This window comes from Alkaliflexus imshenetskii DSM 15055 (genome assembly GCF_000517065.1).
GTDB lineage: Bacteria > Bacteroidota > Bacteroidia > Bacteroidales > Marinilabiliaceae > Alkaliflexus > Alkaliflexus imshenetskii.
Map to the genome: position 1 here is coordinate 609,577 of NZ_KI912105.1, position 15,140 is coordinate 624,716.

Genomic DNA, 15,140 nt, shown 5'->3' on the forward strand with positions numbered 1-15,140 from the left:
GAATGATTTTAAGGATTTACCATGGGATGCGTTCACAGAGGCATCCCATGGCACCCTTTATAATGCTAGTTATCTGAACCAAACTTACTGCTGACAATGCTGTTCAGATAGACTTCAAGATTTGGATAAGTCTCATCCAGATTGTATTTCCAGGCGTCAGACGCATCGTTGGGATTGAGTCCATTAGCAATTTCCCAGGCGTCGGGCATGCCATCACCATCGGTATCAACCCAGGCTTCGCCGGGGCTCAACTCTGGCCAGCCACCCACATCCGACTGTGAGTCAATCAGTCCAAGGCGACTGCCCTTTGATCCCTGAAACTGATAGGATCCTGTTTCCACATCATTCACAATGCGTATGTCCACAGCATCGCGACTTATTGACGCACCGGCGCGAGCCAGCACTTGCGCATAAGCTTCGGAAGCAGTATGTGTGGTTACAAAAGGCATGTTGAACTCGGTGGTAGACTTGATGCTGCTTACCCCTCCCTCGGGAAGCGGAGCGGCACCCGTATTCACATAGAACCCATTCCAGTTATCGCTGTTGGCGCTGGCAATGGATATACGATGTGTTGAAGTGAGATAAGAACCGGTATCGTCAATATAGTTTCCATTCACATAGAATACACCCCAAACACCTTTGGGCTGGCGATTGGCGCCATTGTCACCATTGGCCTCAAAGATGCGGTTAACCAGATTATTTTTGGTGGCTGTAACAGGACCGGGTTTATAATAGTTGTTCACGATGTTATATGAACCCCCTTCACCGGCATGTGCCCCATTGGCATCACCCCAGTTATAGAGCACATTGTTTCGGAAATCGACTTTTTCGTTTACAGGATCGTTTGAATAGCGACTGCCATTCATACGCGGGGTACGGCTGCGGTGATGCGCAATCAGGTTGTGATGAAAAGATGCATTCTTTCCACCCCAGATGCCACCATAACCGTGCAGACCTTTTTCATGAACGGAATTGTTCAAGCTTTCGGAGATAATGCTCCATTGCATGGTGAAGTTGGTGTTATCGTAAAAGGACGACACCTCATCGGTACCCCAACTGATGGAACAATGGTCGATGATAATATCCCGGCGGTTTTGACCTTCGAGGGCATCACCTTCCACAGCTCGCTCATCACCCATACGGAATCTGATAAAGCGAATAATCACATTATTGGCACGCACCTGTACAGGAAAATCCCGTATGGTAATGCCATCGCCAGGCGCAGTTTGACCGGCTATGGTGATATTGCCATTGTTGATGTTCAAGGCACGGCTTAAACGAATTGTGCCTGCCACATTAAAAACTACTACTCTGGCTCCGGAACGTTCCACCGCATAGCGCAGGGTACCCGGGCCAGCCCATGCCGGATCTTCAAGACTTGTCACTACATATACGGTGCCGCCACGGCCACCTGTAGTGTACATACCCCCCCCTTCAGCACCTGGGAAAGCAGCTACCGGACCATCAGGACCGGGAAATTCATTGTTCTCATCGTCGTCATCATCATTACCTACAGGATCTACAATTTCCACATCATCCAAATCATCATCCTTGCTACAACTCATTACAGCAAATGACAACATGGCAACCAACAACCACAAGGGTAATTTAAAAAGAAGTCGTTTCATACTTCAAAACTTATTATCTGTTAACGATCAACGGCCATCTCCACCAACCTGGCAACACTTTAACCCGGCAGAAGCGTCGTTAAAAATATTTATCATAAAACACAAAACAGGAAGCGCACCTATAGTCCGCTCCCTGCTTTGTATATTTTAATTACCACCAGCGTGGGTCTCCGGCTGTTCCGCGACCACCAAAAGCGGTATCCTTAATGCGGTAATCTACATTGTCGGGATTTTGGAATACATCGCCAGACGGACGGCCATAAGAAGGCACATCAATCTTACGGGTTTGACCAACTTCGGAAAGGTTCTGAGAGAAATCACTCAAAGCATACGAACCGGGTGAAGAGAACACAGCACCATCCACAGGCGACATACCAAACACACCACCTGTATTGGCTTCAGCATTCCAAACTGCGCCACGGGTTTTGCCCAAAATAGAGTTCTCAAACACCACCGAAGCAATGGGTGATTTTAGTTCAACCATGAAACGTCCTGCATCGCAGAAATCATTTACGGTACAGTTTTTCAGATGGAACAAAGCGTTTGGAATATTGGAGTTGTTGCGCACCAATCCACGGTTGCTTCCTACAAATGTACTGTTGCTGTAAACAATCTCATTGATGTACGAATCATTTTCCATTACAACCACCGCATAATCAGAAGTAGCACCGGTAAAATTCACAATTGAGTTATGGATTGTCAACTTATCCATGTGAGAGGTAGAACGATAGCGGATAAAGTTACGTCCAAACATTGAAATGATTGAATTTTCAATAACCATCTCGTTAAAACCACCCGCACCATTTTTGTTGATAAAGTGAGGATGCCACAATGCAGGCGCAGCACTCTTATCGCCGGCGGGCGCTCCTGTAAGCTCAATATTGTCAATTCTCAGGTAATCCACACCTGGATCGGCCTGGCTGATACAAGTAGAACCTGAAATGGCATTGAAGGCAAACACTGGTTTCACAAGACCCGGCCCACCTTTAATGGTAAGGCTTACCCCAGAAACCATTGTCCAGGTTCCTTCGTGCACAAAAGTGCTACCTGATTGCAGTACAATCACCTGCCCATTTGAAGCCGAAGCAATGGCAGCAGTGATGTCATCACCATCCTTCAGGAATACGTCACCTTCAACTTTTAAGCTGAGGGTACCACGTACATTCTCGTTATTGATAAGTGAGATGGTGTATTGCACATTGTTTTCAGCCACCTGCACCTGTTTCATTCCTGCCTCACGCTCAGCCTCCGACACTTCTACAAGAAGCGTTTCGCCAGCTGAAACAAGTGAAAGATGCGTAACAGTATTACCCGGTTGCCACTGTACATGTACAGTGCGCACATCAACCACACCGTTGTACACACGGAAATTATTAAACAGGTTTTCTACCGGAATGGAAAACTCCACATCGGCAAGTCTTGAATTCATAGAGGCGTCCTTGGCATTGGCCATCACTTTGGCCACGTAAGTAGCACCGCCATTCAATTCAGTAAACTGATAAAAAGTCTCTTCGGTGGTAACTTCATAAACCTTTACCTCATCCAGGAAGAGCTGCAAGGTATAGGAAACCGCGCCAGGTACCGATCCCCATGAAATTTTTGCATTCACCCTGTCAACTGAAGCTTCCACTGCGGTGGGACGGAATATTCGGGGAGCTTTCAAATCCTCCTCGTTGTCATCGTCACAACTTGTTAGCATAAATGAGAATGCCAACAATGCCATCAGATACACTTTTATATTTAATATCTTCTTCATAATTCTAATCTTTTAAATAATTAAGGAAGCTTAGTCCAGTACGCATCATTGGCCCAAAGACCTCCCGAAGTAGCTACCACTTCAGATGGGAATGCAAATAAATGGTTGTTTACCTCAGGATCATATCCTTCGTTAAGATAATTTATCCAATCCTGAATATAGGCAGTCTGGTTGGTTAGGCTAAGCGGATACCATTGTATGTCATAATATCCTGAACCGGGAGCCGGCACTTCACTTACCGGTGCATAGAAATTGGCAGAGCTGTAATCAATTTCAGGGTAAACACCGCTGGTATCGAACTTATAGTATAAGCGCGATGGCACAGATATGCCGCTGTTATTGAGGCGGGCAGGAAGCACGCCATTTACCGCCAGATTTGAGTTCTCAGTTTTAAACTCAGTCAATTTCTGACCAAGAAGATTCCAGCGAACCAGGTCATACTTACGTACGCCTTCACCTGCTAGTTCCCATGCACGCTCATCAACAATGGCGTTGAAGAATGAAGTACCACCCAGATTATCCACATACTGGTCTACTTTCGTGCTCCACTGGTCGGTAGGGAAAGCCCTGCGGCGAACCACTTTAAGCGCTTCTTTGGCGTCGGCAGAAGCTCCGTTGAGACGGTATTCAGCTTCGGCAAACATCAGATATACATCTGACATACGCATGATGGGCCAGTTGATGCCATTGAAATATTTCTGGTCGGTACCGATGCTTCCTGAAAGGGCAGCTCCGGTAAGATACTTAATAGACCACTTGCCAATACGATAATCTTTTGGATTGCTCACAATGCGTTGACGGTAACCAACAGGTCCGGCAGAACTCTCCTGCAACACATTGTCGTACACAAAAATTTCGACAGTAGGCTTAAGACGTGAATCCTGGGGGTCAAAAGAGTAGAAGAATACAGGAGATGTATTGATATAACCCTGGGTTCCACGACCGGCAAAAGCGTTAACGCCATTGAAACGGGTACCGTTGCTATAACCAACCTCGCCACTACGACCAATTCCGAAACCTACCTCAAACAAACTCTCGCGATAGTTCACATCCACCTGATGGCGGGTCTGCATGATGAAATAGTCATGAAAATTGGGATTCAAGCCATGTACACCTGCATCAATCAGTTCCTGAGTCTCTTTTTTGGCGATGGCGTAATAAACTTCAGGATTTGAACCCTGGCGGGTAACACCATCGGCACGCAATGAGTAACCGGCGCGGTAAAGCGCAATGCGGGCTTTCAATCCTTTGGCGAAACCTTTGGTGGCACGCTCAACAGTTGAATATCCGGCTTCACCAACCCATGGTAAAAGCGCTTCGGCCTCGTCCAGGTCAGCAATTAATTGCTCATAAATCTCATCTCTGTCGGTTCTGGGCAGATAGAAAGTCTGGTCACTGGCAGGCTCGATACGGAAAGGCACATCGCCCCAGTTACGAACCAACTCAGTATAAAGCAATGCACGCATAGTTAATGCTTCAGCGTAGAAAGTCCACATTCTGCGTGCATCCGCAGTTTCAGCTGCAACAAGCGAACTTTTTGGAACGTTGGCAATAACCAGATTCAAGCGCTCGATGGCACGGTAGATGGTGTTCCAGGGATTGGTGATATCAGCCATATCCATGGTAGGACGCGAAAAATAGTTGCTCAAACCTCTACGGTCGGCATTTTTGTAATCGGCAGCACCGAAAGAAGTTATCTCGATATCGGTATTGGTCATCCAAAACAAGCTCATACGGCTTGAGTACATTGCATCTTCATTTAAGAGTGCGTATGCACCTAAGAGAGCCAGGTTGGCATCGTTAACCGATTCAAAAGTTACGTCCACCGCCTGCGACGACAGTGATGTTGTTTCAAGGTAGTCTTCGCAAGCTGGCAGTAGTGTAAACAACAATGCCAAAAGACTGAAAAAATATATCCTCTTCATAATCATTCTGTTTTTAGAAAGTAACATTAACACCTGCAATCACAGACCTGCTTCTGGGGTATGCAGAGAAATCTACACCGGGAGTCATAGGTCCCTGAGCACGACGCGAGTCAACCTCGGGATCGTAACCTGAATAGTTGGTCCATGTATAAAGGTTGTAGCCTGTTACATACACACGCAGGCTCGAAATATTCACGCGCTCAACCAATGTTTTGGGAAGTGTATATCCAAGTGTCACATTGTTAAGGCGAAGGAATGAACCATCTTCAATGGCATCAGAAGTCATCCGTGAACGGGTGAGCAACGGAGAATAGATAATAGCATCCTGGTTAACAGCCTGTAATCTGGCAGGATCCAATCTGATGTTGTCACCTGTTGCCGGGTCGATATACATGAAGCGGTTCTCAGAGTTCATGCGGTTCAATACATTTCTGTATTTGTTCGAACTGTCGTACCCTATTGAGAAGGCCACTTTGTTTGCATTATAAATGTCATTGCCATACACCCAGTTAAAGAATGTACCCATGTCAAACTGCTTGTATCTGAAATTCAGATTCAAACCACCGATATGTATTGGGTTGGCATCGCCAATGATTGTTTTGTCAGATTCCAGACCAATCACATTGGTGCCATCATCTGCAATTTTCTTGTATTTAATGGCACCGGGGCCAAAGAAGGAAGCACCGGATACGGCGCGGTTATCGGGCACACCGGCATTTAGCACCCACTGGTTATTAGTAAAGGTGAAGTCATCGAATGTATAGAAACCATCATACTGATAGCCATAGATTTTACCCATTGATTCGCCTTCCTTCACGATGAAGTCGATACCGGGACCGTTGGCGCCACCATACCATCCTGAGTCAAACAGAAGGGTTTTCTCTTCGCCCAAACGATCAACATTGTTTCTGTTGAAAGAGATGTTGAATCCGGCGTTGAAAGAGAAGTCACGTTTTTCGATAATACCGGCATTAACAGAGAACTCAACACCACGGTTTGAAGTTCTGCCGATGTTCTGCATCTGGAATCCGTAACCTGTACTGGTAGGTATGCGCGAACGAATCAACAAATCGCGTGTGGTATTGTGATACAGGTCAATAACTGCATCGATGCGCGAGTTGAACAATCCGAAATCAACACCAAGGTTGCGAGTCACGGTGGTTTCCCACTTCAGATTCTCGTTTGACATTACGTTGTCGGGCACAAGGCGCGACTGCTCAACGTTGTTAATATAATAATCCTTTCCGCTGGTAGCAGTAGAATAGGTAAGTTTCCAGAGGTCATCGTCGATCCGGTTGTTACCCGCCATACCTACACTCACGCGAGGCTTTAAGTTCGAAAGCCAATGTCTGGTGCCTTCCATAAAAGACTCCTCAGACATACGCCATGCAAAAGCAGCTGATGGAAAGTATCCCCACTGGTTGCCGGGCGCAAACTTACTGGAACCATCGGCTCTGAAAGTAAGTGTAAGAAGGTATAAGTCACTATAGTTATAGTTGGCACGGCCAAAGAATGAAGCCATGTGGTGCGGATAACTCTCGTTGCTTGAGATTGATTCCGGACGACCTTTACGCATGGCAGCAATAACCGCTTCGGGAGACATCTCCACGGCAAATTCACGTGAACGCATGGTTGTGCTCTTGGTCCAATCGGCATTTACTTCCTGACCCACCATCAGGTTCAACGAATGTACGCCATTGATTCTGTCAAGATCATAAGTCATAATGTTGGCAATACGGTAACCTTCGCTGTTTGCGTTGGAAATGATACCTATTGGGAAACCGGAACCCTGACTACGCGACTGAGAAGTGGTGGGACCAAATACACGGTCGGTGCGGCGGTCGGTAATAGAATAACCAGCCTCGAAACGATAAGTCAGGTTACTGAGTAATTTATAATTAAATGCAGTATTAACGTTGGTGTTGATACGACGCTGCTCTTCAAAATCGTCGTTGGCCACATCGATTGGGTTGTACACCGCACTTGAGTTTTCCATCTCCTCAAGCAAGGCCAAATCCACCTCATCGGTAAATGCCATCAGACCCATGGTAGGGCGAAACTGAATGGCATGGCGCAAACGGCTGGTTGATGATTGTCCTGAACTGGCCAAACCGGCACCTTCTACATTGGTATATGCCAAGCGGAAGTTAACTTCAAAGCTTGCCCTGTCGTTGATGTCGTTGGTGAAACGGAAGTTCACGTTGGTACGGTCGAAACCAGAACCAATCATGATGCCTTCTTCATCGGTGCGTGTCACGCCCAGATTGTATCTTGATGTTTTAGAACCGCCGGTGATGCTCAGGTTATAATACTGAGTGATAGCCTCACGTCCGAACATCTCTTTTTGCCAATCAGTTCCTTTTTGATAATCATAAAGGTCCAAATCCCTGTAATCACCAAAGTAACGGGTAAAGTCTGTGGCAGTGGTTCCACTTATTTCGCCTTGGAGCATTACAAACTCACGTGGACTTAACACATCCAGATACTTGGAAATCTTTTTCACACCCACATAAGAATTGAAAGAGACAGTGCTTTTACCTTCTGAGCCCGACTTGGTAGTAATAATAATTACACCGTTAGCACCGCGCGCACCATAAATAGCAGCAGACGATGCATCCTTCAGCACGTCGATACTTTGAATGTCAGATGGGGCAATGTCAGAGATAGATGCTACAGGGAAACCATCTACAATGTAAAGGGGCGCGTTGTCCTGAGTAACAGAGCCACCACCACGTACACGAATTTTCACCTCGGCATCGGGCGAACCTTCTGTGGTCGTAATCTGCACACCAGCCAAACGTCCGGTGATAGCTTCGGCAGCAGAAGCAACGGGGGCATTGCTCAATACAGACTCGCCAACAGAAGCCACCGAACCAGTAAGGTCTCGTCGTCTGGCTGTACCATAACCAATGGCCACCACTTCAGAAAGTCCAATGGAACTTTCAGCCATTATTACATTAATGGTACTCTGCGCGCCAACCGCAATCTCTTGCTCGTTGAATCCAATAAACCGGAAAACCAATACAGCATTGGCAGCGTCGGTTACCTGTAGTTGGTAGTTGCCGTCAAAGTCAGTTACGGTTCCCGTACCTGTTCCCTTGATTATGATATTAACCCCGGGAAGTGGATAATCTTGCGTATCCACAACCTTTCCGCGGATTAATCTGCTCTCCTGGGCAAATGCTGAGACCCCAAAGGCCCATATACCCACGAAAAATAGCAATTTTACAATTTCTCTTTTTCTCATAATAATATTGACTAAGGTATTACACCATTAAACTATTGTTTTGTATTAACAATTTGTTGCAGTACTTTTTATAAAAGTGAGTTCTATCTTCAAATATTAAGTTGTTAACAATGCTTTACTAACCATTCAGGACTACCCTTAACAACCCTTAACCTTTCTGTTGCAATTTATACACAAGCCATCTTACCTCGTGTAGAGTAATTATCGAATTTACGGTCACAAATTGACTCAAAACACCTGCCACAAACTCTCTAAACTCTATATGTCAACATCTTAACAAACCAGCAAAAATGTCAATTGCGGAAAAAAGTATGCAAAAACGTGTTGAAATCAATTTTAAAAATTAACAAAGAAACCTTGAAAAAGTATAGTCTCCGCTCCACTTTATCCGGCTTCAAAACGTGCATTACTTAACCACCCCTCCTACTTCTTCAGATACTTTGCCAGCTCGGGAAAGTTATCGCGTATACCGGCCACAACCAGATCGGCCACTTTAAAGGCACCATAGGCCGACAAATGCGTATCATCCACAATATTTGCCGTTAGATGCGTATATTCTGTGGTATCGATATGCAAATAAAGGTTTTTGGAGCGAAACTCGCCAAATCGCTGTACCATTTCAAAAGTAGATTGGTTCAAATCAATGATAACCACATCTTTCTTTTTAGCCAGTCGGCGAACGGCATCCGGATAGTCGCCATGTGTTTCAATGAGTTTACCGGCACTATCGAAACGACGGCGCACTATAGATGTGGTTAATACAGGAATGGCTTGGCGGCTGCGCACCTCATCAATAAAACGTAAAAGGTTGTTGGTATAATCGCCCCAGGCGGCAGCATACCGTGTGGAGTCTTCGGATTTTGCATCGTTGTGTCCAAAACCAAAGAACACATAATCGCCCGGTCTCAATTGGTCAACCAACAGCTCCCACCTGCCTTCATCGATAAAGCTTTTGGTGCTGCGGCCATTAACGGCATGGTTGTCGATGCGCACGCCGGTGTTAAAATAGAGTGGCAAAACCTGCCCCCAGCCCTTCTCAGGATTACCGGTGCGGTACGGTTTGTCGGCAATGGTGGAGTCGCCAGCCAAAAAGATGGTAATCTCATCATGCTGCGGTGCCTTACATCCATTCAGAATAAGCAATGAGACAAGCAAATAGAAAAAATACTTCATGTGTTCACAATTTGTGTTAACCATACATTTAGATCATAAACAGACCAAATGTGTAAATTCGAAAAAGATAGAGCCGGAGTAATCCGAAGATTTCCCGGCTCTATCATCATCACACCTAACTAGTTCAATACAACAGCATCTTTGGACGCACCACCTATGGTGATTACCTGAGCTGCCGGGTCTGCAAAGTCAGCCCTGTTGAGTTTAATATTTTCAGAAACAGCACCGGCCACCACAACGCCGGGTTTATTCTCTTTAGTATCAAATTGGAAATTGCTAACAGACACATTGCTGCTATTGAAAATAGTCAGTGCAGGGCCGGTCTCCTGAATAATTTTCACATTCACAAGCTCCACGCCATCCACATCAATCATGTTAAAACCTTTAGGCGCACGTATCACGGCATTTTCGAGACGCACATTCTGAAGTTTCATCTCCGGAAGTCCCATGAACAACGCTGCATTGCCAAATCCATTGGCCACCACATTTTTCACAAAGATGTTACGAAATGAGGGTGTTTCTTCGGTAACTGGTTTTGGTGCCACATCAGTGCCAATCAGGCCGGTACTACTGGTGCCATCATCCAGAACTGGTGCCAGACCTTCATAAAAAAGGTTGAAACGAATGGGCTCCGTGGGAATATCAATCATGTTAATGTTTGATATGTAGATATTTTCCACCACACCGCCACGTCCGCGGGTGCTTTTAAAACGGATGCCGATGTTGGTTCCCATAAAGGTGCATTCAGACACATGCACGTTACGCACGCCGCCCGACATCTCGCTGCCTACCACAAAACCGCCATGACCATGATATACCACATTGTTTTTTACAATCACATTTTCGGTAGGTATGCCACGCTGGCGACCCTCTTTGTCGCGTCCCGATTTGAAACAGATGGCATCGTCGCCTACATCGAAGTTGTTGTTATAGATAACCACGTTTTTGCACGATTCCAAATCGAGACCGTCACCGTTTTGCGAATACCATGGATTGCGTACGGTGAGATTACGGATGGTTAAATGTTCACACATCAGAGGATGAATGTTCCATGCCGGTGAGTTCTGAAATGTTGGGCCATCGAGCAGAACACGCTTGCAATTGATAAGGCTCACCATTACCGGACGCAGAAAATCCTTTACCTCCGCGTACTCCTCAAAAGTGTCGAAGATGGGTATGTTGTTACCATTGCCGCGCACATAACCTAGAGCTGCGCTCTCAGAAGGAAACCAATATGCGCCATCATCCACCAGGGCACCACCGGATTTGAGCAGGTTACGCCACTGGTTTGCTGTCATTTTAAAGCGCTTTACAGGGCGCCATGCTTGTCCATTTCCATCAAACACTCCATTACCTGTGAATGAAATATTCTCCAGGTCGCGGCCACTGATTGGCGACTGACAGCGCCAGGTCATGATACCTTCAAAGGTACTTTCCACAATTGGATAGAGGTCAAAGTCATCGCTGAAGCGAACCAATGCACCATCTTCCAAATGGATGTTGATATTACTTTTGAGCACGATGGGGCCTGTAAGCCAGATGCCGGCTGGCACAATCACACTACCGCCTCCTTTGGCTGTGAGCTTATCAATGGCTTCAGCAAAAAATTGGGTGTTAAGTGTACGGCCATCGGCTATAGCGCCTAAATCAGCAATATTGATGCGGTTATTGGGAATAACCGGTTCCTGAACAATGGGCATGTCGAACTCAATGTTGTCGTACACCCACGAATAATCAGGCCCTTTGGCTTCGGGACTGCTACATGCGTATGCCACAAAACCTAAAAGCAACAGAGACAGTAGTCTGTTGGTGAATTTTCTGATTTTCATATTCTTTCTGTTTTTATCTGTTTTCATGTAAAAATTCTATCTATAATCAAAAGGGATTGAGTAATCATTCCCCTCTATTTTCGTATCACCTTTAACCATGGATTCCAGCCATCGTTACCACTCAGCACATTTTCAACAGTGTATTGGGCTGCAACATCCTTGGTAAGCTGATGTGACCAAGTCACGCGCTCCGACGGAGCAGCACCGGGGCCGTGTGATTTATACTCGGCATAAAAAGCAGTCTGCTCGGCGTTCGGCTTGTTCCAGTTGTGCCATCCTGCCGGATGAATCAACTCATCCATGTAACAATTCAGAAAAACAGTCTGGGCATAATCGCGCCAGGGGCGTCCCAGGTAGACTGAATGCTTTGGTGCATCGCCAACAATGCTGCAATTGCTGAACACAAACCCATGTTTTGTATCCTGGTTGGTAGATGCTGCCGTAACATAACCTCTGTTTTTTGAGAAGATTTCACACTGCTCGAACCATGCAGTGGACCATCCAAAGATAAAATCCACCGTTCCCTCGATGTAACAGTTATAATAAAACTGGCGGCCCTCGGAGCCGTAAGGATATAGCGTATCTTGAAAGCCCAGAAACCGGCAATTATCAAACACCACGCGGTCGCCACTAATGCGCACAGCTACAGCCTGTCCCACAGGTCCGGCACTGTTCTCAAAGGTGATATTGCGTGCAGTAAAATCGTTGCCAAACAGAAAAAACCCCGACGACCCTGTTGTTCCCATCTCTTCGCCAAACCGGTTGTGCTTAGAGGCATAATCATCATTGGTAACAATTGTATTTTCAAGGCATTCACCAATCAGGGTCACATTGCTTTTTGATTCGGGCAATATCAGTTTCTCCTTGTATATGCCTTTGCGGATAAACAGGATGGTCTCGTTTTTTCGAAAATCAGGTACCGCCATTATCGCCTCCTGAATTGTGGAAAAATCACCACTCCCATCGGCCGACACAATAAAATAGGATTTTATATCTGTTGCAGCCACCATTGCAATTGTCTGCCATACCATCAACCCAAACAAAAAATATCGTCTCATTAAAACTACTTTTTAAAGATGTTCACAAATTATTCACAACACGCATTATCCATTAAATATCCATACATTCAAAAAACACATTAATCCACAGCATCCAACAAACTCATTTCGATGGAAGCCAGAATAAATGGTCCTACACCCTTGGGATCATTGTCTCTTATTGGCTCCGATATGTAATAATCGTAAGAGCCATCGCGATATGGGTTCCCACCTAAACCGGCCACAGCGCAACATTTTTCAAGCGAAATGGTGCCATCCTCATCAGTACGGATAAGATGGTTCAGAACGCCATCGTAACCCTTTTGGGCAAAATTGAGGAAATAGCTATCCAAATATCCCAATCGGACCGACTTGAGCAAGAAATAAGTTAGCATTACCGACGCTGTGGCCTCCTGGTAATTGCCTTCACGGTGCGGCTGATCCATCACCTGCCACCAAAGTCCGCTCTCTGCATCCTGATGCCTTATGATACCTTCGGCGGTGCGCTGCAAAATGCGTATCAACTCCTGACGCTTTGGGTGATCATTGGGAAACCATGAAAGCGCATCCACCAACCCCATCGCAAACCATCCCATGCTGCGACCCCAGAAATTGGGTGAAAGACCAGTTTCCGGATCAGCCCAAAGCTGGGTTTTACGCTCATCCCAACCGTGATAATATAGGCCAATGGCAGGATTATACATGTTGTTATCGACTATGATATATTGCAATGCCACATCGTTGAGCAGACAGCTGTCATTAAAAGTCACGGCATACTGAGCCAAAAAAGGTGCACCCATGTATAGTCCATCGAGCCACATCTGGTGTGGATAAACTTGTTTGTGCCAAAAACCTCCTTCAGAGGTACGCGGATGGTGTCGCATCTGTTCAATAAGCATGTTTATAGCGCGTAACAACTTTTCGTCGCCGGTAATCTGATAAAGCTCTATCAGAAACTTTCCGGGGTTTATCCTGTCTATATTGTAGCCCGTGAGCTTATAGGTGAGTATGGAACCATCGTCACTCACAAATTTTTCGGCAAAACCCTTTACATAACTGAGGTATTGTGCATCACCTGTTTGCTTGTAGAGGGCCATATAAGCACTCATCATCAATCCGTGAGTATATTCCCATTTGGGTGTTTGCCTAAAGTCAATCATCCAGGCCTCCGGGTTGCGCTTCATATCAGAATCAGCCATTTTTACTGCCCACTGAAGATAATCGGAGTGGGTAGCGGCAGGTTGCCGGCACGAAGTCATCAAACCAAATAAAAACAAGACACTTAAAATAAATACACAACACTTCATATCCTGAACCTTAAGCTGTTAAACACTCAAATTAATGCGCTTATATTTGTTTAGTATCACCAAAAACCATTAATAGAGGCTTGCGCCATAATTGCCATCGGTGCTTGTGGCATCCCAATTATCGAAACCACCAAGTACATTGGCTATTGAATATGCTGACGCTTCTGAACTGTTAAGTCTCCTTGCCCAATCAACCCGTTTCAAACAGTTAGCGCCTGGTCCAAAAGAGCCATATTCGGCATAAAAAACGAGTTGTTCCACCGCCGGTCGGTTCCAGTTGTGCCAACCCTCATCACGTATGTGGGCGCCCATCTCACAATTTATAAAAACCGTTTTGGCATAATCGCGCCAGGGACGTCCAAGATAGACACGATCCACCTCATCGGCAGCTGTTAAGCGACAATCCACAAACACGTAACCAAATTCGATATTGGCAGGCGTGGATGCCGCTGTGATGTAACTGTTTCGCAAACTGTGAAGGGTGCAATTGCGGAAAAAAGCAGTGGAACCACCAAAAATAAAGTCTGTTGTGCCTTCGATGTAACAATTGTCGAAAAACTGTCGGCTGTTTTCACGACCTGTATAAACCGTGTCTTGATGACCCAGGAACCGACATTTTCGAAATACTACCCTATCGCCTTCCACATGCACAACTACGGCCTGACCAACGGAGCCTGCGCGGTTTTCAAATGTGATGTTCTCAGCAGTAAAATCATTTCCTGCAATCAGTATGGTAAAGGAGTTGAATGTGTGCATACCATCGCGCTTCCCGGAAAAGTCGTCCCACGTAATAACTGTGGTGGCAGCATCTTCACCTTTGAGTGTAATGCCGGTCATCCAGACTGGGATGGCCACTTTCTCACGATAGACGCCCGGCTTAAGATGGATGGTGATTGGCCGTGGAGAAAATGCCCGTTGGGCATCTATGGCAGACTGAACCGTAGAATAATCGCCACTGCCATTGCCACAAACAACCACTTCAACCTTTTCGGCCGCATTAAGTGTTGAGAACGACATCGCCATCCAAAAGCCCACACAAATTATTTTACATTTAGTCAACATTCTGTCACCTTCTTTTTTGAGAACAGTTTTTTATTTTAATTAACTAATGCAAGATAACGAGCTTAAAAAGAAGCATAGAGGTATAAATAGACCAAAAAAGTGTAACAAATTGGTCTGTGGGTAACGTGGTCAAACTATCTAATCACTAATTAGCAACACTTTACGAATCAACAAAA

The 15,140-nt window shown here is 45.7% G+C and carries 9 protein-coding genes; all 9 read right to left on the bottom strand.

What is annotated here, in order from left to right; all coding sequences use genetic code 11:
* Window positions 1-65: 65 nt before the first annotated feature.
* A complete protein-coding gene (locus tag ALKIM_RS0102710) occupies window positions 66-1,628 on the bottom strand; it encodes a pectate lyase (RefSeq protein WP_026473309.1) in 1,563 nt (520 codons plus the stop codon).
* A gap of 151 nt (window positions 1,629-1,779) precedes the next feature.
* On the bottom strand, window positions 1,780-3,384 hold the full coding sequence (locus tag ALKIM_RS0102715; RefSeq protein WP_026473310.1) for a DUF5123 domain-containing protein: 1,605 nt from the start codon (window positions 3,382-3,384) through the stop codon (window positions 1,780-1,782).
* Between the two features lie 20 nt (window positions 3,385-3,404).
* Window positions 3,405-5,309, bottom strand: coding sequence for a RagB/SusD family nutrient uptake outer membrane protein (locus ALKIM_RS17400; protein WP_162148786.1), 1,905 nt, complete (start codon window positions 5,307-5,309; stop codon window positions 3,405-3,407).
* 13 nt (window positions 5,310-5,322) lie between these two features.
* Window positions 5,323-8,556 (bottom strand): SusC/RagA family TonB-linked outer membrane protein, encoded by a 3,234-nt coding sequence (locus ALKIM_RS0102725; protein WP_026473311.1) that lies wholly within the window; start codon window positions 8,554-8,556, stop codon window positions 5,323-5,325.
* A gap of 423 nt (window positions 8,557-8,979) precedes the next feature.
* Complete coding sequence (locus tag ALKIM_RS0102730) at window positions 8,980-9,729, bottom strand: rhamnogalacturonan acetylesterase (protein ID WP_026473312.1); 750 nt, start codon at window positions 9,727-9,729, stop codon at window positions 8,980-8,982.
* Window positions 9,730-9,848: 119 nt separating this feature from the next.
* Complete coding sequence (locus tag ALKIM_RS0102735) at window positions 9,849-11,558, bottom strand: glycoside hydrolase family 28 protein (RefSeq protein WP_026473313.1); 1,710 nt, start codon at window positions 11,556-11,558, stop codon at window positions 9,849-9,851.
* Between the two features lie 74 nt (window positions 11,559-11,632).
* The gene (locus tag ALKIM_RS0102740) at window positions 11,633-12,616 is read right to left on the bottom strand and encodes a pectinesterase family protein (protein WP_026473314.1); all 984 of its coding nucleotides are present in this window, start codon (window positions 12,614-12,616) and stop codon (window positions 11,633-11,635) included.
* An 80-nt stretch (window positions 12,617-12,696) separates the two neighbouring features.
* Window positions 12,697-13,902 (bottom strand): glycoside hydrolase family 88/105 protein, encoded by a 1,206-nt coding sequence (locus ALKIM_RS17405; protein WP_044117704.1) that lies wholly within the window; start codon window positions 13,900-13,902, stop codon window positions 12,697-12,699.
* A 69-nt stretch (window positions 13,903-13,971) separates the two neighbouring features.
* Window positions 13,972-14,964 (bottom strand): pectinesterase family protein, encoded by a 993-nt coding sequence (locus tag ALKIM_RS0102750; RefSeq protein ID WP_044117705.1) that lies wholly within the window; start codon window positions 14,962-14,964, stop codon window positions 13,972-13,974.
* Between the last annotated feature and the right edge of the window lie 176 nt (window positions 14,965-15,140).